The sequence below is a fragment of the Butyrivibrio sp. YAB3001 genome, assembly GCF_900112195.1.
GTDB lineage: Bacteria > Bacillota > Clostridia > Lachnospirales > Lachnospiraceae > Butyrivibrio.
In genome coordinates this window covers 15,230-38,840 of sequence record NZ_FOKR01000012.1, presented here as the reverse complement: position 1 = coordinate 38,840, position 23,611 = coordinate 15,230, and the positions used below count along the sequence as shown (strand labels likewise).

General features: G+C 39.2%; 20 protein-coding genes. 3 read left to right on the top strand and 17 right to left on the bottom strand.

Annotation, left to right across the window (positions count from 1 at the left end; genetic code table 11):
• The first annotated feature begins 133 nt into the window (after nt 1–133).
• Entirely contained in the window at nt 134–919 is a 786-nt protein-coding gene (locus BM086_RS13075) for a formate/nitrite transporter family protein (protein WP_092327408.1), read from the top strand.
• A gap of 172 nt (nt 920–1,091) precedes the next feature.
• Here BM086_RS13075 and htpG read toward each other — a convergent pair whose 3' ends face one another.
• Nucleotides 1,092–3,242, bottom strand: coding sequence for a molecular chaperone HtpG (gene htpG / locus BM086_RS13070; RefSeq protein WP_092327406.1), 2,151 nt, complete (start codon nt 3,240–3,242; stop codon nt 1,092–1,094).
• Nucleotides 3,243–3,537: 295 nt separating this feature from the next.
• Between htpG and BM086_RS13065 the strand changes: the two genes are divergently transcribed.
• On the top strand, nt 3,538–5,118 hold the full coding sequence (locus BM086_RS13065; RefSeq protein WP_141107753.1) for a DUF6056 family protein: 1,581 nt from the start codon (nt 3,538–3,540) through the stop codon (nt 5,116–5,118).
• A gap of 207 nt (nt 5,119–5,325) precedes the next feature.
• Here BM086_RS13065 and BM086_RS13060 read toward each other — a convergent pair whose 3' ends face one another.
• Genes BM086_RS13060 through BM086_RS21655 form a run of 3 tightly spaced genes read right to left on the bottom strand, consistent with a single transcriptional unit; the run spans nt 5,326 to nt 6,153 of the window.
• Nucleotides 5,326–5,616 carry a helix-turn-helix domain-containing protein gene (locus BM086_RS13060; RefSeq protein WP_092327400.1) on the bottom strand — a complete coding sequence of 97 codons (291 nt, stop codon included), beginning with the start codon at nt 5,614–5,616 and terminating at the stop codon, nt 5,326–5,328.
• Entirely contained in the window at nt 5,609–5,977 is a 369-nt protein-coding gene (locus tag BM086_RS13055) for a type II toxin-antitoxin system RelE/ParE family toxin (RefSeq protein WP_175560281.1), read from the bottom strand. The genes BM086_RS13060 and BM086_RS13055 overlap by 8 nt, the downstream gene beginning before the upstream one ends.
• A gap of 44 nt (nt 5,978–6,021) precedes the next feature.
• Nucleotides 6,022–6,153 (bottom strand): hypothetical protein, encoded by a 132-nt coding sequence (locus tag BM086_RS21655; RefSeq protein ID WP_255367822.1) that lies wholly within the window; start codon nt 6,151–6,153, stop codon nt 6,022–6,024.
• 128 nt (nt 6,154–6,281) lie between these two features.
• Between BM086_RS21655 and BM086_RS13050 the strand changes: the two genes are divergently transcribed.
• A complete protein-coding gene (locus BM086_RS13050; protein ID WP_175560268.1) occupies nt 6,282–6,596 on the top strand; it encodes a helix-turn-helix domain-containing protein in 315 nt (104 codons plus the stop codon).
• A 186-nt stretch (nt 6,597–6,782) separates the two neighbouring features.
• Here the strand turns inward: BM086_RS13050 and BM086_RS13045 are convergent, their stop codons facing one another.
• The 13 genes from BM086_RS13045 to BM086_RS12985 form a co-directional block, all read right to left on the bottom strand.
• Nucleotides 6,783–7,316, bottom strand: coding sequence for a hypothetical protein (locus BM086_RS13045; RefSeq protein ID WP_092327395.1), 534 nt, complete (start codon nt 7,314–7,316; stop codon nt 6,783–6,785).
• 122 nt (nt 7,317–7,438) lie between these two features.
• On the bottom strand, nt 7,439–8,200 hold the full coding sequence (locus BM086_RS13040) for a response regulator transcription factor (RefSeq protein ID WP_092327393.1): 762 nt from the start codon (nt 8,198–8,200) through the stop codon (nt 7,439–7,441).
• A 106-nt stretch (nt 8,201–8,306) separates the two neighbouring features.
• Nucleotides 8,307–10,085: a sensor histidine kinase gene (locus tag BM086_RS13035; RefSeq protein WP_175560267.1), complete on the bottom strand. Its 1,779-nt coding sequence runs from the start codon at nt 10,083–10,085 to the stop codon at nt 8,307–8,309.
• Nucleotides 10,086–10,642: 557 nt separating this feature from the next.
• On the bottom strand, nt 10,643–11,464 hold the full coding sequence (locus BM086_RS13030) for a carbohydrate ABC transporter permease (RefSeq protein WP_092327388.1): 822 nt from the start codon (nt 11,462–11,464) through the stop codon (nt 10,643–10,645).
• Nucleotides 11,461–12,375: a carbohydrate ABC transporter permease gene (locus BM086_RS13025; protein ID WP_092327386.1), complete on the bottom strand. Its 915-nt coding sequence runs from the start codon at nt 12,373–12,375 to the stop codon at nt 11,461–11,463. Before BM086_RS13025 ends, BM086_RS13030 begins: the two co-directional genes overlap by 4 nt.
• A 102-nt stretch (nt 12,376–12,477) precedes the next feature.
• On the bottom strand, nt 12,478–13,815 hold the full coding sequence (locus BM086_RS13020) for an ABC transporter substrate-binding protein (RefSeq protein WP_092327383.1): 1,338 nt from the start codon (nt 13,813–13,815) through the stop codon (nt 12,478–12,480).
• Between the two features lie 55 nt (nt 13,816–13,870).
• A complete protein-coding gene (locus BM086_RS13015) occupies nt 13,871–14,413 on the bottom strand; it encodes a hypothetical protein (protein WP_141107752.1) in 543 nt (180 codons plus the stop codon).
• A gap of 728 nt (nt 14,414–15,141) precedes the next feature.
• The gene (locus BM086_RS13010; RefSeq protein WP_092327377.1) at nt 15,142–16,950 is read right to left on the bottom strand and encodes a hypothetical protein; all 1,809 of its coding nucleotides are present in this window, start codon (nt 16,948–16,950) and stop codon (nt 15,142–15,144) included.
• The gene (locus BM086_RS13005; protein ID WP_242952202.1) at nt 16,951–18,018 is read right to left on the bottom strand and encodes a peptidylprolyl isomerase; all 1,068 of its coding nucleotides are present in this window, start codon (nt 18,016–18,018) and stop codon (nt 16,951–16,953) included. It abuts the gene before it with no gap.
• 1 nt (nt 18,019) lies between these two features.
• Nucleotides 18,020–19,423, bottom strand: coding sequence for an NAD(P)/FAD-dependent oxidoreductase (locus tag BM086_RS13000; RefSeq protein WP_092327374.1), 1,404 nt, complete (start codon nt 19,421–19,423; stop codon nt 18,020–18,022).
• 243 nt (nt 19,424–19,666) lie between these two features.
• Nucleotides 19,667–21,658: a 2-isopropylmalate synthase gene (locus BM086_RS12995; protein ID WP_092327371.1), complete on the bottom strand. Its 1,992-nt coding sequence runs from the start codon at nt 21,656–21,658 to the stop codon at nt 19,667–19,669.
• A 358-nt stretch (nt 21,659–22,016) separates the two neighbouring features.
• A complete protein-coding gene (locus tag BM086_RS12990) occupies nt 22,017–22,421 on the bottom strand; it encodes an amino acid-binding protein (protein WP_092327368.1) in 405 nt (134 codons plus the stop codon).
• Nucleotides 22,422–22,540: 119 nt separating this feature from the next.
• Entirely contained in the window at nt 22,541–23,512 is a 972-nt protein-coding gene (locus BM086_RS12985) for a Gfo/Idh/MocA family protein (RefSeq protein WP_175560266.1), read from the bottom strand.
• Nucleotides 23,513–23,611 lie beyond the last annotated feature (99 nt).

Here is a 23,611-nt window from a genome sequence, read left to right as displayed (position 1 = left end):
GCATAACTTCCTATATATTACGCTATTCTTATAAAATATAATAGTATAAACTTGATAATATAATAAATTTTTTATAAAATTTATTAGTTGCATTTTTCGAAACGTAATAATTATTCAACAAGGAGAATTTTTTATGAAATCACCTGCAGAAATTGCTGCAAAATATGAAACTGTCGGAACATCAAAAACTGAAATGCCTTTTGGCAAAACATTACTTCTTGGCATTCTTGCCGGAGCCTTCATAGCCCTTGGAGGTCTTGGAAGTCAGATCGCAAGCTGCTGCGCAGCAGATCCTTCCTCAGCCAGAATGATAAGCAGTGTTGTTTTTCCTATCGGATTATTTATGGTACTTGTAGGCGGCGCTGAACTATTTACAGGAAACTGCCTTATTACCATTCCTGTTTTATCCGGAAAGGCCAAAATATCCGGAATGTTAAGGAACTGGGTTATCGTTTATTTCGGAAATATGATTGGCGGATTTCTCATCGCCCTTCTTGCAAGCTACAGCCACATCTATTCATTTTCAAACAATGAGCTTGCTCAGTCAGTGGTATCAACAGCCGTTACTAAAGCCAATATTTCTTTCAGCGACGGACTCCTTCGCGGAATCCTTTGCAACGTACTTGTCTGCATGGCTGTATGGTGCTCTTTTGCAGCTGACGAGCTCGCCGGAAAAGTATTTGCCCTTTGGCTTCCTGTAATGCTCTTCATCATCTGCGGATTTGAGCACTGCGTAGCAAACATGTACTTCATTCCTGCCGGTATGCTCGCAAGCGCATTGTACGGAATTCCTGCCGATGGCTTATCTTTATTTGGATTCTTTGTTACAAACCTGATTCCTGTAACAATCGGAAACATAATCGGCGGCGGAATTTGCGTCGGAGCAATGTACTATGCAATTTATTTGAAAAAAAACTAAGGAATACACTACCTGCAATTAAGAATGTCGCTTTTGACAATCTTGCGTCGAGTACATATTCATAAATGAAATAAAAAGAATCTTTCCTATGATCATTTTAACCATAGAAAAGATTCTTTTTTATATCATGTGTGGCTAATTATAGATAAGCACTTATCATTCTCTTAAAAAATTACTTTGTAAGAATCATCATAATCTCGTTACTTCTAGCAACAAACTTGGACATTGCCTCACCTTCAAGTGGTGCGTTCTGGATACGTGCAAGGTCATAAAGCTGTTCGCAGATCATCTTGGTGTTATCATCGTCTTCATGTTCCATGACATACTCTACAAGAGGATGATTTGCATTGAGGATAAGTGTCTGACCTTCGTTACCAAAGTCACCCATGCCCATTCCGCTCATTGCATACATCTTCATCATTTCAGCCATACGTCTTGATTCTTCTGAAACAGTAAGCATTGAAGACATGTTCTTATCTTTAAGCTTTTCAAGCTTAACAGTAAGCTTGTCGTTGTTCAAAGCCTTCTTGATTCTCTCTGAGAGTTCTTTTTCCTTCTTCTCAAGTTCCTTAGCGTCCTTCTTGGAAGTCTTAGCCTTAAATGTGTCTGTAAGGTCAGCATCAATTCTCTGGAAGCGGATTCCCTCATTCTTGGATTCAAGCTGCTGCATGAAAGGAACATCAATGTTATGGTTCATGATAAACGCATCCATCTTCTGATCCTTGAACATCTTGATGTACTGGCTCTGCTGCTGCTCATCTGTTACATAGTAGATAGTGCGAGGCTCTTTTTCCTTCTCCTCGTCCTTCTTCTTATCATCCTTATCTGCTTCTTTATTCTCAGCATCAGATTTAACAGGATTGCCGTTTTCATCAACAATATCTGCCTCAACCTTATTTCCGTTCTCATCTGTAGCTTCTGCACTAGCTGCTGCCTCTTCAGCCTCTTTATTGATCTGAAGTGCTTCAGGTGTTGTGAGATACTTGCCATCAAGGTTCTTGAAAAGAATATAGTCTGTCATCTTCTCGCAGAACTTGTCATCGCGAAGGCAACCATATTTAATAAATGGGCTGATGTCATCCCAGTACTTGTCATAGTTCTCTTTATCAGTCTTGCAAAGACCTGCAAGCTTCTCAGCAACCTTCTTGGAAATGTACTCAGAAATCTTCTTAACAAATCCATCATTCTGAAGAGCGCTTCTTGATACGTTCAAAGGAAGGTCAGGACAGTCAATTACGCCCTTAAGAAGCATCAAGTATTCAGGAATAACTTCCTTGATATTATCAGCAATGAATACCTGGTTGTTGTAAAGTTTGATTGTTCCCTCGATTGATTCAAATTCCATATTGATCTTAGGGAAGTAAAGGATACCCTTTAAGTTGAAAGGATAGTCCATGTTAAGGTGAATCCAGAAAAGAGGTTCCTTGTAATCACGGAATACTTTTCTATAGAATTCCTTATACTCCTCATCTGTGCAATCCTTAGGTGTCTTAGCCCAAAGAGGATGTGTATCATTGAGAAGCTGAGGACGTCTCTTGATCTTAAGCTTCTTTTCCTCTTCCTTCTTCTCCTCTGTATCTTCAGCTTCGCCTTCAGCCTTCTTCTCTTCTTTCTTCTCAGGCTCTATTACCTCAAGAACGATATCATCATCGCGCTTCTCAGATTCCTTAATGGTCTCAGTGCCATCCTCGTTCTCTCTTGAAAGATAGATTTCATAAGGCATGAATGAGCAGTACTTCTCGATTACTTCTCTTGCCTTGTACTCGTTGCAGAACTCAAGGCAGTCTTCTGAAAGATGAAGTGTGATTGTTGTACCAACTTCTTTCTTGTTGCCATCTTCCATCTCAAAGTCTGAACCGCCGTCGCATGTCCAGTGAACAGAAGGAACATCTGATTTATATGAAAGTGTATCGATATCTACATAGTCAGATACCATGAATGTTGAATAAAAACCAAGTCCGAAATGGCCGATGATCTGGTCTGCGTTAGCTTTATCTTTATACTTGTTAAGGAAGTCTGTAGCGCCTGAAAAAGCTACCTGGTTGATATATTCCTCAACCTCTTCGGCTGTCATTCCTATACCATTATCTGTTATCTTGATAGTCTTCTCTTTATCGTTGAGGACAACATCAACACGAGGCTTGAAGCCTTCCGGAAGTGTGTACTCACCCATCATATCCATCTTGCGGATCTTGGTGATAGCATCGCAAGCATTAGAAATTACTTCTCTGTAAAAAATATCATGATCCGAATATAACCATTTCTTGATTATAGGGAACATGTTCTCGCTGTTAATTGAAAGATTACCCTTCTTTGAAGCCATAATTCTCACTCCTTTGTAATTGATAATATAGATAAAAAGATATGTCTTCTACCGTACAAAAATAAGTTTAAGACCACTATGACCAAAAGTCAATAAAAAATTAGCACTCATTTAGTTTGAGTGCTAACAATCGTGATAGATTGCACCATTACAATATTAATAATAAAATGTCATTGTTGCTGCAAAAGCTCGTCATTAACATATTCGAATGGGAATTACTATTAAGATAGACATGCGCTATTTTATTACCTGAGTGAGCTACAAGCATATGGGCAGTAACGAAAGGAATTTTTTTATGATAGAAGCACTAAATAAACACATTTCAAACTTTCATATAAAGATCAGTCATATTACAAGATTTCTGATAATAATATATGCGCTGTCACTTGTTCCGATGCTGATAATCGGGATATATAACTGGCCTTCTGCAGATGACTTTTCCATGGCGCTGCAGCCACATGAAACTTTCGTTGAAACTGGAAACCTTATTTCCACTTTGGTTTCTGCTTTTGAAAAGACGATATATCTGTATTTTAACTGGATTGGATACTTTTTTTCTTCATTCATGACGGTTATAAGCCCAAGTATATATAAGGAAAGTTTTAGCGCTTTTACACCTTTTATAATTCTTGCCATGCTGACTATTGGAGCATTCTATTTTTATAAGGCAGTGTTTGTATTGATGCTAAAGCTCAACAAAAAATATTCACGCGTTGCATCATCAGTCACACTTATTGCTATTGTTCAGTGCATGCGAAGAACCGCAAGAGTTGAGGCATTTTACTGGTACAGCGGAGCTATAAACTACATGTTTATGTTTGGACTGGGGCTCCTTTACACAGGAATCCTGATAAACCTCATATTCTGTGATGATAAAAGAAAAAGAAGATTCATTTCCGCCTGCATACTCGGTTTTCTCCTTGGCGGCTGCAACTACATGACAGCTCTTACACTTGCCATAATGTCCTTTGTTTTTATCGGAATCGCAGTTTTAGAAAGATTTGGTTTTATCAGTATTTCAGATCAATCATATTACAAGGTAAAAAAAGAAACAGACGCCCCCAATGCCCTATCTCATATAAAATGGGTTATCCTTCCCTCAGTTCTTAACATAATCGGCTTTATCCTTTCAGCTATCGCTCCGGGAAATAAAATTAGAGGCTCGCAAAGTAATGGTATTGGCGCTGTCACCGCGATTTTTCTTTCTTTGAAGAGCACACTTACAGTATGCATTGCAGATTTACTCAGATGGGATGTGATATTGCTGTTTTTGCTTCTTATGATAGTATTCTGGCAAATGGCGCCTTCCATCAAGCTTCGTTTCAAACATCCGATTCTTTTTACTGTATTTGCTTACGGAATCATATCAGCCAACATGACACCGCCTCTCTATGCCACAGGAAATTTTGATGCAGAAAGACTTTACAGCATAATTTGGGCACAGTTTGTTGTTTTCAGCGTTTTGACCATTTTGTACCTCACCATCTGGCTCAGGCAGTTCATTTCAGAGCGTTCAGGCAAAAAAGATGATATACATGATGCTTTATCAGGCGTTTCCTCTTGTTCCGTTATAGTTCTTCTTATTTTACTTATTGCAGGCGCAACCTTCTTTATTATTGCCACACCTCATTACTACTCTGCATCTTCTGCCATATATGATTTGGCAACCGGAAGTGCAAAGTCCTTTAAAGCAGAGAATTTAGAACGCTTAGAGATTTTAAACGATGAAACACAAACTGATGTAGCGCTAAAAGAATACTCAAACAAGCCCGAGCTTCTATTCCACGAAGATGTCTACCCAAGTGAAGATGAATGGATAAACACAGCACTCGCACAATATTATAAAAAAGAAAGCATACGGTTGCAGGCAAAGTGATAAAAAAAATGGTGGTCATAGAATTTCAATGTACACATCTTAGCACCGGTAAAATGTATTTTTCGTTTTTGTCGTGCTTTGCAATTCCCGTGACGAAAACTGTATGCGCGCAAAAAGAGGCTTTCTCGAATATGAGAAAACCTCTTTATAATTACGCATCACCTTGATGCACAATTGCAATATCTCCTATAACAACAAAAGAACTTTTTATCTCTGTAAACCTTTGGGGATGAACTCTATCTTTAATGTGCTGTCCATTGCCTCAGCAAGACGTTTAAGCAGCGCTATACTAGGATTTCTTGTTCCTTTCTCAAGGCGAGAAATATCAGCCTGACTAATTCCGCTCTTCTCAGCAAGTTCTATCTGCGTCATTCCAGCTCTTATTCTTGCATCTAATATAGCCCTTGTTATATCCATTTCAGGCTGCAAAGCTTCATATTCTTTTTTAAACTCTGGATCTTGCATCAATTCATCAGTAAGTTCTTGTAAATCACTCATATACGCCAGCCTCCTTCCTTCTATGGTAATCAGTCCTTCTCTTTTTAGCTAAAGCTATCTCATTTTTGGGAGTTTTCTGTTGCTTTTTAATGAAACCATTTGTCGCTATAATAATCTTATCCTTATCGAAGAAATATAGTATTCTAACCAAATCATTTCCCTCTATTGTCCTAAGTTCAAAAATACCATCCTCAAGTTCTTTAGAAATAGGTTCTCTTGCCAAGTTTCCATATTCTTCAAGCAGATGCAGATTAGCAACCACCTTTGCTTTCATCTTAATATCTAGGCTTCTAATAAAAACTCCAACAGGCTTTTTACCATCTATCTCTCTGTAAAAATCAACTGTAAAATTAGACACCATTATTCCTTTCTTTATGTTATATATAACATAATAACTGTTTTTCGTCAATCATTCTCTACTTCCACCATGCAACTGGCAAGATAGTCGTATAGCTTCTCAGCAGTACTAAAATCAATGTTATTATCATATTGATCAGTAATACATAGATTATCATTCACTCGGATATTCTCTCTCATTCGATAAATTCCTCCATCTTTCCGCTTTTATATACTTATTGTATATTTTATATACTGTATTGACATTTATGTCAATACTTATGATATACTTATAATACAAATACTATATTGAATAAAGGAAAAAAATCATGAATGAAAATTATGGAAATCAGATAAAAGAATACAGAATCAGCCTTGGTCTTACTCAAAACCAGGTTGCCACTGAAATGAATGTAACTCCGGGATATATCAGCAATGTAGAAAATGGCAGAACCGCCATGTCACTTAGAATGCTTATTTATTATGCCAAGTTGATGGGGATTACATTAGATGCTCTAGTAGGCCAGCTCGAACCCGAATACAAGAGTTCTGCTTTGGACAACGCTCTTTTACGTGAAATATCTAAGCTTGATGAAGCATCAAAAGAAAAGCTTTTAAAGACTATTAAGATATGGAATTCCTAACAATCGAGTAGGCTGACTCCTACTCGATTTCGCACACGAACATTCCGCACTTCGTGCTCCATGTCCTTACGACCGGCAAATGAATTTGTATAATTCCTGTCATTATCAGTCTTCTAAATTATAGCAAAAAACTACGCCACCGTTTACCCGATAGCGTAGTTTCATCGATATTGCGATATTAACCTGTTACTTCTTAAGCTGTTTGGAAATGATTTTCCTATCATTGTCAGAGATGCCCAGATTACTAAAAGCCTGGTCTAACGTAACTGATGTGTTTTTCATCAGCATCTTTACACTCTGTACCAAGGTATTGATTCTGCTTGTCTCAGCCTCTGCTTCTGCATACTGCTCTGCATATCTCTTTACTGATTCACACACAATATCACGTCCTTCCTCTGTCTCCTTGAAATGATGAACTCCTTCAGCCAATTCTTTGTAATGCATATTCTTTGATGACTTCGCATGAATATCCAGGGTAATATCTCTTCCACCCACCAGCGGATTCTTAAGTTCCTCCTGTCCCTCAACACTGATAACTTCAATATCACGATTGAAAATGATTCTGAGTACAAGCTGTGTTGCAGGAATATTCTTATCAAACACTAATGACATTAGGTCATCATCAAAAAGTGTAAGGTCATCGACAATCTGATTTACTTTTTCTTCGTTCTGCTGTTCGATCCGGCTATTATCTTCCTTAATTATTTCGTCTTTTCTCATACCTACTCTTTCAAGATAATATTAACACTCTACCACAAGCCTTACAATTATCCAAGAGTCGATTTAACGCAAACTTTATAGACACTACTTACTCATAAGAAACTGTTTTTACTAATGCACCGTCACATCCCTTTTTCAGTAACATAATCAGAATAGCTCATGCCTGTGTACTTTTTAAAGCAGCGGCTGAAATAATTGGGATCCGGTATTCCGACCTCTCCTGCCGTCTGGTACATTTTGTAGCCTGTCTCTGCGTACTTTAACGCTTTTTTCATTCGTAGGTCAGTTAAGTATTCCACAAAGTTCTTTCCGGTATCCTGCTTGAATTTCCGGGAAAGATAGCTTGGACTAAAGCCAAAATTCTGTGCAATGAATGCAAGATTGAGCTTTGAATCCATAAAGTTTTCTTTGACGTATTTTTTTATCAATTCGGTTGATGCAGTTTCGGATAAAACCTCACTTTCCTTATCCAACACTGTATTTTCCACAATATCTTTTCTGCTATCAAGCTTGTTCTTTGCCCTCTGCAATACCTTTATGACTTCATCCCTGACCATAGGCTTAAGCATATAGTCAAAGACAGGAAGACTTACGCATTTTCTTGCATATTCGAACTTATCAATTGCTGTCATGATGATAATAATAAGATTGGGATATCGCTCTGTGGCTGTCTCTGTAAATTCAATTCCATCCATGAAAGGCATTGAGATATCAACAAATGCTATATCCGGCCTGATATCATCTATTACATTTATTGCCTCTATTCCACTTGCCGCCTCGCCTACAACTTCCATTCCAAGCTCATCCCACTTAAAAGCTGCTCGCATCAGCTTTCTTGCAGATTCCTCGTCATCAATAATCATAACCCTGTATACTCTTCCCATTTTTTGCCCCCATATTTCCTTATTCATTCACTATTTCACATGGAATATTCCACGTGGTAAACGACGTCAGCCACCCATATTAGCACCTTCAATGATTTCTACTCACTCACACTTTACTTCCGGATATCTCAGCTGGTATCAGTATTTCGATTTCCGTATATTCCCCAATTTCACTTCGTATCTGAACCACATCATCTCTTCCGCAATAAAACCTGATTCTCTCGATTGTTCCCCACAATCCAAAACTCTCAGAATCATCTGATTTTCTATGCTCACTGTCAGTTGAAAGAATTCTCTTTATATCCTCCTGACTCATTCCAACGCCGGTGTCACGCACGATGATATGAAGATTCTTTTCCTCGAGAAAAGACTTTATCTTGATAATTCCCTTTTCCCCTTTAAGCCTGATTCCGTGATAAATACTGTTCTCAACGAGTGGCTGCAAAATAAGTTTTGGTACTATAAGCTTTTCTGTGCCCTCTTCGATATCGTACTCATCCTCTAATATCTCACCATAGCGAAGTTTCTGAAGAGACAGATAATCTTTAACAATCCTTACCTCTGTAGAAAGCGGGATTTCCCTTCCGCCTTTACTTAAGAAATTGCGATAAAAACTCCCCAAAGTTTCCACCGCATCATGCACGTTGTCAGCCCCTGCCTCAAGTGCCATAAACCCGATAGTCTCAAGCGAATTATACAAAAAGTGCGGTTTTATCTGTTCCTGCAATACTCGCATTTCCGCCTTCTGTAGGATTTTTTCTTTTTCCATAAGCCTGTCAATAAGCTCGTTTACGTGGTCGATCATATTGTTGTAATCGCCCTCAAGCATCATAAACTCGCTGTTAGGCATCTTGGCATCTATCTTTAAAAGTTGCCCTGACTGCCTGTTTTTTTCCATAAGCTCAGATAATTTGAACACCGGATCTGTTATGTTTTTTCTGATAAAAGAACCTGTGAAAACAGCAAGTCCAACTGACACGATAAGGAGGAATAAAAGGACGCACATAACCCTGAAGGGAATTCCCTTTACTCCCATTGGCGATACTCGCACTATCATAATTGGAAGATTCCCAACACTGCACCCTGATAAAAGAGCTCTTCTTTTATTTACAAACACTTTTTTGTGAAAAACTTCTTTTTTATCAGAAAAAGCACTGAAATACTCCGCATAGTCTCTGTTTCCGGCAAGAAATGTCCCATCTTCACCAAGGATACAAATATCGTTATATCGAAGCTGCCCCAGCATCTTATCAAAAATGCCTGCAGATACATTCATAAGCATAAGACCTGTTCTTTTCTGGGTATCGATGTCATAGATTGCCCTTCCAATTGTCACCATCGGTCTATTATCAGCTTTGAAGGCAATATTGTTGGAATTTAAGGAAATAACTGCTTTTCCCTTTCCGGCGTAAATATCAGTTCGCCAGTCATCGGCCTGCATCAGGTCATAATCAAATCTATACGTAAACCTGTTGGTTATCAGCATTATCATATCTTCCCTGAAAACCATGACAGTATCCACGCCCTCTGTAACATTAAGGATATCCATAACTCCGTATCTGGCGTCATTTATCATGCTGATATCAACTGACCTGGCATCAGCCCTAAGGAAATTGACCAGCCTGTCTTCCGTCATGATAAGTCTTGAAAGTTCTGCATATCTTTCCATATCAGTGGCAATATTGCTTGACAGGGTTCGAAGTACGTTTTCTGATTCACGCTTTGAATACTCAATTTTTTCTTTTTCTGCAATTATAAAGGTGGAAAGTGTAAAGGAAAGAATTACAACAAGAACTATCCCCAAAATGACTTTCTTTAGTCCAAAAGAAAGCGAATCCCCCACTGAATCCCCTCTCAAATACCTTATAAATTTACCCTTCTCCATAAGCTTCCCCAAGCTTGTTATGTGCCATTGACGTAGGACGCACATGTATGGATTCAGAAATGATTGTTTTCGTCTGTGCGGTGATTTACTAAAGCTCTAAATCGAAGGAAGGTCTCCTCTCAGCGCTGTTCGAAACAGTCGACCTTCCTTCGATTTCTTGCTTTGTAAATCATCCCGCTCGTCCGAGAACTGCCCATTTCTGAATTCATACATAAGCTGTCAGTTACCAACGACAGCATAACTCATTTATACCTATAGGTTATCATTTTCGCTAAGGTTTAGCAAAAATATTTTCATAATTATTGTTGGCAACCAAAGTAAATCTCTTTAAGATAATAACCAAGAAATGGGTTTTTTACTGAGTAAGGTCTTCGGACTGGAAAAGGTTGCTCGTTTCTTTTTTTATATTCATTATGTTTCTGCCTAATGTACCCCTTCGATATTCGACGCCTTACATAAAACAGCTCCAGATTAACCACTTATTGGAGTGCTAATCTGAAGCTGTTTTATGAAATATTTACTAAAGCGTTTACCGTAATAAATCCTATATTAAACCCTCACCCCTTCACTGCGCCGGCGATGAAGCTGGCCTGAATCTTTCTGCTTAGGAAGATATATGTGATAAGGGTTGGAAATGTTGCAATGACAAGGGCTGCGCCGATTGGGCCCCAGTCAGTGGTGTGCTGACCTGAAAGTGCTTTTATACCAACAGGCAATGTTCTGTGCTTTGAATCTGAGATAAACACATTTGCAAACATAAACTCATTCCAGCACTGGAGGAACGAATACACTCCAACTGTTGAATAGGCTGGTTTCATAAGTGGAAGAATTATCTTAAAAAATGTTCCATAGATGCCGCAGCCGTCGATTCTTGCCGCTTCATCAAGGGCTGTGGGTATTTCAACCATAAAACCTGTGCATATCAAAATTGCCATGGAAAGTGCAAAAGCCGAATATGGAATTATCAGAGTAGTATATTTGTTAAGCCAGTGCAGTTTTGAAAGCACAACGTAAACAGGAACGATTGATGCCTGAATCGGAATTGTAAGACCAAGCATAAAGAATGCGTTGGTAAGTTTACTGAATTTCCATCTTATACGAGTAATAGCGTAGGTTGCCATCATCGCTGCAAAAATGGATATTACGATTGATGCCACTGTAACTAGTATGCTGTTCAGGAAGTAAAGCGCCATATTTCCTGTGTTCAGAGCTGTTGTAAAGTTAGACCACAGCCACTGCTTAGGTAGTCCTATTACATTCTGACCAAAGATTTCTTCATTTGATTTAAGGGAAAAGGTGAACATAAAATAAATTGGAAAAATATTCACTGCCACCCAAAATCCCAGAAGTATATATGTGAGTGTTTTTCTTATTTTCATGAGTTATCCTTCTCCCTGAATGCTGCAGTTATCAGAAGTGCAAAAGCAAAACATAAAGCTATGAGCATAACTGAAATTGTGCTTCCCATTCCATATCTGTTTCTTAGGAACAGCATATTTTCCAGCAAAGTACTGGGCACTTCTGTAGACTGGAATGGACCACCTTCTGTAAGAATCCTTACAAGATCATAGGTCTTTAGCGAACCTGTCACCGCAAATATTACGCTTACACGAATGATGGGCTTGATTATTGGAATTACCACATATCTGTCGACCTGCCAGAAAGTTGCGCCATCAAGCATCGCTGCTTCTCTTAGCTCAGTTGAAACGCCCTTAACTCCGGCATACATAAGAAGCATGTGATAGCCAACATATTGCCATATGGTAGGCACTATGATACTTCCAAGCGCTGTCTTTACCTCACCTACCCATACATGTTTAAGGTTTTCAAGATGAACAAAATCCAGGAATCTGTTCAAAAGACCATAATCAGGATTGTAAATCTTAAGCCATAGCTGACCGATTACTACAGTTGAGATAAGAACCGGCATGAAAAATACTGATAAAAAGAACCTTTCACCCTTTGGCGCTCTTCCAAGCAAAAGTGCCAGAAGCAGTGCAAACGGAAGCTGCACAAATACTGAGAAAAATGCCAGTATCATGGAATTCTTCAGGGATACCATGAATTTAATAGAACCATTGGTAAAAAGCTCTTTATAATTATCAAGACCAATAAAAGTTCCTTCTGAAAATCCATTCCAATCATACATACTCCTATAGACAGACACCGCAATAGGAGCGATCAGGATGCTTATGAAAAGAAGCAGCGCAGGAAGCAAAAAAACGAATATTGCTATTCCATCATGCACTCTTCTTTTTCTTTTTTCTTTATCCATACCATTAGCAGACATAGTTTTTCCTTTTATACAGCAAACGACAAAAGAATTATTTCTTTTGTCGCCTGCCATTGATTTATTAAACATTAATTAAGGGGGACTAAAAACAACAACTGATTACTGAATATCTTTTGCCAGACCATCTGTAAACTGCTGGCCATCAAGAAGGCAGCCATAAACCTGATCAACATATGAAAGATATGTGTTTGCAGAATCTGCTGTCATAGCTGTATCTCCAAAAAGAACCATTGAGTCAGCCTGTGCAACGATCTCAGCTACTTTCTGTGTAAGTGCGTTAACTGTGCTTGTGTCGCCATAAGGTGTCCAAGCTGGAAGTCCGCATCCATCAAGGTATCCATAATGGCAGATAAGTTTTCCAAGTTCAAAAGCGTACTCTGCTGCCTTCTCTGCATTTGGAGAAGAAGCTGCAACTGCAAGTGTATCTGAAGGTCCGCCGATAAGCTGTCCAAGCTTAGCCTTGTCAGCATTGATAACAGGGAACTCACCAACTTTTACCTTAGGGAAGAACTCTTCGTTTGATGCAAAGTCTGCGCAATTCCATGTACCATTCATATAGAATGCATATTTGCCTGCGATAAAGTTATTCTTTACTTCGTCATTTGTAAGTCCGATTCCTGAAGGATCAAAATATCCGTTCTTTACAAGTGTCTGGAATGTGTTAACAGCATCTGTTACGTCCTTGTTGTTCCATGTTGACTTTCCAAGGAAAATATCATTAAGTGTTGCTGCGCCGGCACTCTTTTCGATAACTGACTCAAGATACTCTGTTACACACCATGTCTCTTTTCCTGCGCATCCAAATGGGATGATTCCCTTAGCCTTAAGAGCATCGCAGCATGCTATGAACTCATCATATGTGCCTGGGATATCCTCGTATCCTACTTCTTTAAGAAGATCCATATTTGCAAAAAGACCTACGATATTCATTGTAAGCGGCACACCATAGTGCTTGCCATCATAGGTTGAGTTTCCAAGCATAACTTCCGGAAGCTCTGATTTATAGTTCTGGTAAGCATCGTCAAGACAGTAAACCTTTCCAGCCTCTACGAAATCGCCAAGGAATGCGCATGACCATGTAAAGAAGATATCAGGCATTTCGTTAGCAGATACAGCTGCTTTAATCTTTGTCTTGTAAGACTGATTCTCAAATGCTTCCCATGTGAAGTTGATGTTAGGATATTTCTCCTTCATATCTGCAATAGCAGCTTCATAGGAATGACGGTTTGAATCGCTCTCTGTAGCTATGCACCACATCGTAAGGTCAATCTGCTCTCCTTGGCCTGCATCTGTGCTTTCTACCTTCGCTGTGGTCTCTGTCTTGGTCTCTGTAGTCGTAGATGCGGTCTGTGAAGTCGTTTCACTACTTCCACAACCGATCATGGAAAGAGCCATTACACCCGTCAATACAGTTGAAACAACACGTTTCATTTTCATAACACACCTCTCCTTTTTTATAAAAAATTGTTTCGGCAGTTAAACTGCCAGTTCTTTACTTTTCTCCTTCCACGTATGCCACCATAGGCCACGGATACTCGATTGTCATGGAATCCCCATCTATCGCGTAATAAAGATATGCATCCTCTATCGGGTCATCATACATAAGCCTTATGGAATGCTCTTTTTCATCAACAGTGTATTTTCCGAAAAAGATATTATCCTCGCTAAATCTTCCCTCTTCAGAAAACTGATACGACCACCCATTTTCCTGCGTCCATACACCAAAAATCCCATCATCCAAGTCCCCACTCTCAAGATGATATATGGATTTTTCATATAGAAGCATTTTGTCATCCTGCATGACATATCTAAGACTTTGTGTTTCATTGGAATCTTTAAGAGTTATATATGTGTCATCTTTGGTATATTTATATTCATTGCCTTTGTAAAAAGCTTTACCATTATCATAAAGAGAGAGCACCTCTTCGCCCGGCTCATGAGCATATGCCCAGCTCTCCGTTTTCTTGCCACATCCTGTAAGAGAAAAGATAGATACGATCAGAACTGCTGATGCTAATATATTTCTAATTTTCATACCTTTTTCCATCCACTTCATCAGTGTGCTGAACCTTCAGCAATTCCCCAATTATTGCCACTTCACCACACCAATTCGCACACCACTATGTGCTTTCCTTATCTGCTTATACTATATACAATTCCCTCAAAAATATTAATGTAAATCTTTGACATCATTAAGCACTTTTTTTACTTTTTGTACATATTTTTTTAATATTTACGTATTGTTTTATTTATTATTTTGATTTGATGATAATATTTAGGGTAATATTACCATATAAATAGCATTTCATATCTAATATTATGTTCATACTGCACATTCAGTTTTCTTTGCGGATATTTTTCTGATTCTATTTCCTATAACCATCGACAACCAAATGTAAATCTGAAACCTTAGTTATTGTAACTGTCAATGTAAAATTTAACCCATACCGCTAGCAAAACCTTTAGCACTTGTTCTCCCTCCACGCACCAAAAAAGCCCCCGAGTAAATTCATTTACTCCGGAGCCAACTCAACCATCACCCTATGCAGTTGTGTGGAACAATATAAGCGCATGAATTCAGAAATGCGCAGTTCTCGGACGAGCAGGATGATTTACAAAACGAGAAATCTAAGGAAGGTCGACTGTTTCGAACAGCGCTGAGAGGAGACCTTCCTTAGATTTAGAGTTTTAGTAAATCACCGCGCAGACGACCACAAGCATTCCTGAATCCATGCGCTTATATCCTCCAATGCACCTACCCCATCACCCTTTCTTCATAAGGTTGAAGATGACATTTACGTTATCCCTATCCATCTGCTTATAATCGATGTCCTTCCCCCTGATACCACTCTCAAACTCCGAGAGCCAGTCCAGATCATCCCACGGAATCAGACATGCATGAAGCCTGTTTCTCGTATCCTTCGTTATTCTGACAGATGGATCTTTTTTGTACATTTCAGCACGCTCATCAATTATCTTTTTCTCCATACATCTATAACCAAAAGAATAATGAAATGCGCACCACCTTAGATGCTCTGTCTTTGCAAGGTTCTCCATCATAGCGTCTGAGATCTCGCTTTTCCCTGATAGTCCGACTCTTCTAAGGTATGATGACAAAAAGTCCGCACTCGCTCTTGAACTCATACGGTTAAAGTAGTTACACTGTGCCCAGGATTCTTCCTGTGTCTCATCAGATCTGCAATAATAATGATTAAGCTTCTTTGCAAGATCATCCATTTTTCCGTCGTAAAGAATATCCGTCTCGTAAATATCGTGTTTCTCAGGGATGTTATCACCACTATATTTGACAACACTGTCTGTGCAGCACTGATATACAGGCAAATGAATATCGCATTCCACCATGTAATCAATTATGCCAAGGGCAATCTCACGTCCAACTTTTTCATCGCCAACCGCAATTACGATATATTTAAGCTTACTGATATTTTCTGTGAGGAACTGAGTAAACGCCCTGCTTCTTCCATCATAAGCCTGGAAGTCTATATTGTAGTTTTCAAGAAGTGTCTCATACTTAGCAGCAAAAAAGCCATCAGTATTTTTGCAATTTGCATCAAATATAGTTACCTTAAAGCTGCTGCCTTCAAACTGACCATTTGCAACAAGTTTTTTCAGAACTTCCTGACCTTTTCTTCCAAATCCAACAAGCAAGATATCAGTATCTTCTAATGCCCTTGCATTATCATCAAAAGAAATTGCATCACAGATAGGATATTCCTGCATCAGAAGTCTCGCGATAAGTTCCGGTTTATCAAAAACCCTTACAGAACCATAACCATAATAGTCACCAAGAGCCTGAAGTTTCGAACCGTTCTGTTCTTCTTTTCCCAAAAGAATAAGTTCTGTCTGAGAAGGTTTAATCTTAGCCTTTTCAAGTGTCCCAAGCATGTTCATGGCATATTCGATATTTGCATCAATATTCTTGGAAAGTGCGCTTACCCTGAATTTTCCCTTGCCTCTCTTTATCGAGAGTCTTTTCAAAAACTTACCACTTGGATGAACCGCATCGCTGTCTGTATACAAAAGGCCGCCCATCTGTCTTATCTCAGCCTCATGACTTGATGCTTCTTTTCCCACATAAACAATGGAAGTTTTCTTTTTCCCTGAGAGGTTTCGACCATAAGCAATCGAATTATCATTTATTCCAAAGACAAGGTCGATATCATTTATTCTAAGGAACCATCCCCTTATCTTCTTGAGGGTTGTCTTGGCAACAGCCATTATTATTGCGCTTGCCATTGAATAATACGCAAGAAAATGAATTATCCAAAAGGCTGTCATCCATGGTGAATTCTCGCCTACAATCTTTTGGAAAACCGCAGCGTTATTAGCGCCACCAAACATCTTACCAACATCGATAACTGTCTTTAAGATCGCAACTGCAAAGCTTGTATCCTCAGAATATGCTGCGCCATAGAGGCATATTCCTCCAATCGCAGCCGCAAGAAAAGTAACACCAACCCACTTTTCACGGTTGTCCTGATTTACTGCAACTCCCAAAATGACTGCAATAAAAACCGCAGCTGATAAAACAATGACTGCCACGTCTACCATTTATCTTTTCTCCCCAAAACTTTTATTAAAGACCTCCCAAAGCGAAGAAGTTTTCTCTCCTTCATACGAAGTAACTTCTATGGAATCCCAAAGCTCCTGATTAAGCTCTTTTGTCAAAGTCGCAACAAAGTCGTCATACTGCTGCCCAAAAACTTCCCTCTTTCTTTGAGCGACGATCTTAACTTTGTTGTACTCTGTCTCATCCCTGTTAAATGTGCTGATGCACTTAATGATGCAATATCCATCCGGAATCTCTACAATACTGCTGACCTCGCCATTCCCCAGATTGAAGGCAGCCTTCTCATAGTTTTCAGGCATGATTCCTTTACCAAAAGAAAGAGTTCTCTCATCCGCTTCATTATAAGTATCCATCAGCTCTTCAAAGCTTGCGCCATCAATCAGCTGATTCTTTATGCTTCTCATCTTTGCAAGGACTGTACCCTTGGCTGCTTCTTTATATGGAACTTTCTCACCGGAAGCATCGAGGGAATAAGTCTTTAGCATTATCTGCTCAACCGTTATGGTCCTCGCCTCATCATCGCTTATCTCCGGATTGATGTCACGAATTATATAGTCGTAAAGCTTTTCAGCCAGGGCATATTCCGAATAAATCTGGGCAATTGTATCCTGCGTAGCTCCATGCATCGCGTCTATATCCTGCGGTGATAAAGTTGCATAATACTCAGCCGCTGCGCTGTCTGCCTTCTGGATTTCCTCATCAGTTAAGGATATCTCCATCTGAGCCGCCAAAAGATTCATCGCCTTGACCTGCGCAACTTTGGCAAGAACAGATTCCTTAAGTCTTGCCCCCACAGTGGAATCCTCTGTCTGAACATCCCATATTCCCGCGCCAAAAGTGCTCTCATAGCCATTCTGAGTGTTTACAAGATATGTCATAAGCTCCTGTATTGTACATACTGAAGTCTCTATCCTAAATACTTCATCATGCTTGAATCCTGTGGTAAAAACAATCTTGTATTCATCCTCAGAAAAACCACATCCTGAAATATTTGCTGCGAGCATGGCGCATATCATCAGCCATGCCGCAATCTTTCTATATCTTTTCACATTATTCCTCAAATTTCTTAATTATGCTGCGGGCAACGCTGATTCCGTTTGCGCTTGCCTGCTGAAGTCCCCTTGTTACTCCTGCTCCGTCACCAATTGCTCTGAGCCCCTTTATGCTGGTCTCAAAGTCCTTATTTACGATAACTTTATTGGAATAGAATTTTACCTCAACACCGTACAAAAGTGTCTCATCTGATGCAATACCTGGTGTAACCTTGTCAAGGGCCTGAATCATCTCGTCAAGATCCACCATTATTCTATGTGGAAATACCAGTGAAAGATCTCCGGGCACAGCATCCTTAAGTGTAGGAATAAGGTTATTTCTGCAAAGACGCTCTTCAGTAGTTCTTCTGCCTCGTCTGAAATCGCCATAGGTCTGAACCAGGATTTTTCCGCCACAGAGCATGTTTGAAAGCTCTGCAATCTTCTTACCATACTCGATAGGTGTCTTGAAAGGCTTTGTGAAGTTCTTTGACACCAAAAGAGCAAAGTTGGTATTGTTAGTCTTAAATTCTTTTCCCTTATAGGCATGGCCATTTACAACTGCAAGACCGTTCTCATAGTATTCGGTTGCAACTTCTCCTGATGGATTGGTACAGAATGTACGCACCTTATCATCAAAAGTAGGTGTGTGATATATGAGCTTGGCTTCATAGAGGTTCTCATTAAGAAACTGCATTACTTCATCACGGACTTCCACACGAACTCCCACATCTACAGTTCCGGGCTTTGTCTCTATTCCGATTTCCTCGCACTTGTCCTTGAACCAGTCAGCGCCTTCTCTTCCTACTGCGCTTACTATCTCCTTGGCAAAAAAGCTCTCGCCCTTATCAGTTGTAACTCCCTTGGCAACGCCATCTTCAACAATGATCTCTGTTACCATTGTGTTAAACTGAATCTCTACACCTTTATCTAAAATGTGCTGCTGAAGCTTGGAATAAATCTTATAACCTTCCTCAGTGCCAAGGTGCCTTATCGGGCACTCAACCAGCTTAAGATTTGCATTGATTGCTTTTCTGCGGATTTCGCGTATCTCAGCCTCTTTATCCACACCATAAACGTTCTTGTCTGCGCCAAACTTAAGATAAATTTCATCAGATTCATGAATAAGCTTTGTTGCCTCGTCATATCCCAATATCTCAGGAAGTGTTCCACCTACATCAGGAGAAAGAGAAAGCTTACCATCGGAAAACGCGCCGGCGCCAGCAAAACCTGTAGTTATTGAACAAGGCTTGCAACCTGCGCAGGTCTTGGTAACACGCTTAGGACAGTTTCTCTTTTCAATTGAACGTCCTTTTTCTATTATAAGTACCTTGAGATCAGGTCTCTTTTCCATTAACTCATAGGCGCAAAAAATACCGCCCGGACCTGCTCCAATAATGATAACATCTAAATTATTAGCCATATAAAACCTCCATATGCTCTACTGTTCACTCGCTATCAGCTCGCTCCAGTAAAAATTTGCGCATTTCTGTTCTTACAAAACAGCAAATCAACTCATAAGCACTCTATTATATCATATACAACCCATAGATTGCTATCATGGAAAAAAGCCACCTTTTGTTAAAGGCAGCTTTTCGTTACTGTTCAGACAAAAAATGCGCACCACGCTGCGCATTTCGCGAGAAAATGATTCAGTTTTTTAATCTCAACGACTGCAGCGGTATTGCACCGGAGTCATTCCATATTTCTTTTTAAATAGGCGGTTAAAGTGCTCAACGTTCTGATAGCCTGCTGCCTCAGCAACCTTCTCAACTTTCATATTTCCGTTGCGAAGAAGCGTGCTTGCTTTATTGAGGCGGATGCGCTTAACGTTCTCTCCAAAGGTCATACCTGATTTTTCCTTGATGTACTTGGAAAGATATGGCTTAGAAAGATAAAACTGCTGTGAAAGGTCATCAAGCGTTACTGTCAGGTAATTTTCCTGAATGTAGTTAATGATAGAGTTTATACGCTCATCCTTGCTGTTCTTTGTCTCTTTTACCGCATCTATCTGATTTACAGCTATAACCAGAGCATTTATAGAAGATTTGATAATATCTTCGTCGATTCCAACACCCCAGAACTTCTTGCCGTTACATGTGATTCCCACATAGGTGCAGGCCTTGGAAGATGATCCTCTTGAAAGAGCATGCTCTTCATAGGTTGAAAGCTCGTAGCTTACGTTGAAATACTGTTTTATCGCATTGCTTACCGCATCGAGACGACCATTACCGTTTGCCTCAACAACATGCTCTTTTTCCGCATGTAAAACAGTAACTTCCGCAAAAATTCCATCTACCTGTTTGAAATGACAGTCAGTTATCTTAAAGATGTTATCATTATGAATATACTTATCTTCAAATATCTGATAAATTCTTGCAGGTGAAAGCTCAGCATGCTCTCTGTCTGAAATATCTTTTATAGTATAACTGATGTCTGCCTGCATCTCCTTTGGAACCATCATTCCATAGTTGGTCTTTAAGATGTAGCTTACGCCGCCCTTTCCTGACTGGCTGTTGATTCTGATGACATCGCCGTCATACTCTCTTCCAAGATCCTTAGGGTCAATTGGAAGATAAGGAACTGACCAGATACCCTTGTCTTTCTTTTGCTCATGCCATGCAAAGCCCTTGGATATAGCATCCTGATGAGAGCCTGAAAAAGCAGTGAAAACAAGCTGTCCGGCATAAGGCTGTCTCTCGTAAATGCGCATTCTTGTAAGTCTTTCATAGGTCTCACCGATCTCAGCTATGTGACTAAAATCAAGCCCCGGATCAACTCCGTGGGAATACATGTTGATAGCAAGAGTTACTATATCAACATTTCCTGTTCTTTCTCCGTTTCCGAAAAGCGTACCCTCGATTCTGTCAGCTCCTGCAAGACAGCCAAGCTCAGCATCGCTGACACCGCTTCCTCTGTCATTATGAGGATGAAGAGAAAGGGTAACCGCTTCACGATATTTTAAGTTCTTACTGATATACTCAACCTGAGTTGCAAATACGTGTGGCATTGCTATTTCAACAGTTGTCGGAATATTGATTACCACTTTGTTATCCTTGGTGGGTTTCCAAACATCAAGAACTGCGTTGCATACGTCAACAGCATAGTCAACTTCTGTTCCCGGGAAGCTTTCAGGTGAATATTCAAAAGAGAAATTACCATTTGTCTCTTTTGCAAGCTTGTCAAGAAGCTTTGCGCCATCAACAGCTATCTTCATAACTTCTTCTTTGCTCTTTTTGAAAACCTGCTCGCGCTGAGCGACTGAAGTTGAATTATAAAGATGAATGATTGCCTTTGGAGCGCCTTTAACAGCTTCAAAAGTTCTTTTTATAATGTGTTCTCTGGCCTGGGTAAGAACCTGTACAGTCACATCGTCAGGAATCATGTTCTTCTCAATAAGGGTTCTTGCAAACTCAAACTCTGTCTCAGAAGCTGCAGGAAATCCTATTTCAATCTCTTTAAATCCGAGCTTAACAAGCATGGTAAAAAACTCAAGCTTTTCATCAAGGCTCATAGGCTCAATGAGTGCCTGGTTTCCATCGCGAAGGTCAACGCTGCACCAGATAGGCGGATGATCGATGTAGTCTTTTTTTACCCAGTCATAAGTTGGTTTTGGTGGCATAAAATACTGACGTTCATACTTCTCTGCATTCTTCATAATATTGCTCCCCTTTTAAAATGTGCTTTTGATCTGCTATGTCACTATTCAAAATTACTCATTACTAAGCTATATGTTCATCTACTATTTCGGATAAACTTGATTTTTTTTAATATGAAATATTAATTTTAGTCGTAAATTTTGATAAAATTTGATTAAGAAATAATAAATTTGTTCATTTAATGTTGATAATAATTATGATAGCACATTTTTGAGCAATTACATCATGGCGAATTTAATCACTTTTATTGATTATAATTAATATACAATAAAGAGTATGGTAGTTCCTACATATAGAAAAGCCGTAGCAAATGCAAAATCCATTTACTACGGCTTATATTACATAAGAATATTCAATTTAATCGCACTTGTATCCCTTATTGATAAGGATATTCTCTACTGCATTGACTTCATCAGTGTGCATTACCATGATTGGAAGTCCTGTCTCTCTGTTAAAAGAAAGATAAGTGTAATTAACATTTATATTGCTCTCATAAAGAGTCTTAAGAATCTTATCCAAAGCACCAACTTCATCTCTACACTCAACAGCAAGAACAGATGTGGTCTTGCAGATATATCCGGCATTTTTTAACACCTCGATACACTTTTCAGGATCTGAAACCACCATTCTGATTATTCCATACTCTGCTGAATCATTAGTAACTGAACCAAGAATATTAACATCATTTTCACGAAGGATCCCTGTAATATTCTGTAAGCATCCCTTCTTGTTCTCTGCGTAAATTGATACCTGTTTAAGCATTCCACTCCTCCAAATTTTCAATAGTTCTTCTATAAGAACTGCCATAATACATCCAACACCGATAACTATATCATATCTTGCAGAGTAGGCAAAGGAATTATTTGCATTCGTCCTTGGGTTTATAGCATCTGTCTAGTTTTCAAAAACCTCTCAAAAACCCCTGCTCTTGCAATCGCTTCCTCCATCTCAAGTTCATAATCCTTACTGACCATCAATCCCTTTTCTTGTACTCTTTTGAAAAACTCACCAAATTCATACCTCAAGCCATCTCCTTCAAATTCACAATAATATTTCTTTATTATTGTAGGATCTTCATATCTTACTTCAAAATATCGCGTTAGCCACCAAGGGGATGGAACAATTAAATAGCCCTTCGTTCCCGATATCAGCAGCTGACCTTCACTTTTAACAGTCAGTCCGGTTTTGGATTGTGCCATTTTTACCATTGATTCATCATAATTCAAAAAAACTTTAGTGTATCCATCCACCCCTGTATCAGCCTTGACACTGTTAAATACAACTTCTTTATATTCAGTTCCCAAGAATCTAAATATCGGTAAAAGAGTATATGTCCCGAACTCAGTAAATGCCCCACCATATTTAACATCTTCCAGTTCTCTTAATCCAATGCTTGTTAATCTCGTAAATGCTGCCTCGACATCTACCACTTCGCCAATAGTTCCACTTTCAATCACTCTTTCAATTTCTTTAAATCCCGGACAATATGCAGTCTTAACAGCCTCCATCAAAACACAGTTCTTGGACTGTGCTATAGCATACAGCTCTCGTGCCCTGCTTTCTTCGAAGGCCATTGGCTTTTCACAGATAACATGAATCCCACCTTCAAGCGCTTTTTTTGCATAAAAATAGTGGCTTTCATGAGGAGATGCTATATACACGGCATCAACCGCATCAAGAAAGCCATCAAGATCATCAGTTGCTGATATCCTGCCCCCAGCCTGCCGCGCAAACTCTTTTGCATGAGAAAGATTAGGATTATAAACTGCGTGCAATCTTATTCCTTCAACTTCACCCAGCTCCTTTACTGCTCGTTTTGCAATTCTTCCGGTTCCAATTATTCCAAGTTTCATTCTTCTAAAATATACGTAATCCTTTTTATAATTCATGCATTCATAGATATACAATCAATGAATGCATGCGTGTTTCTGTAATTGTATTCAATAAATATT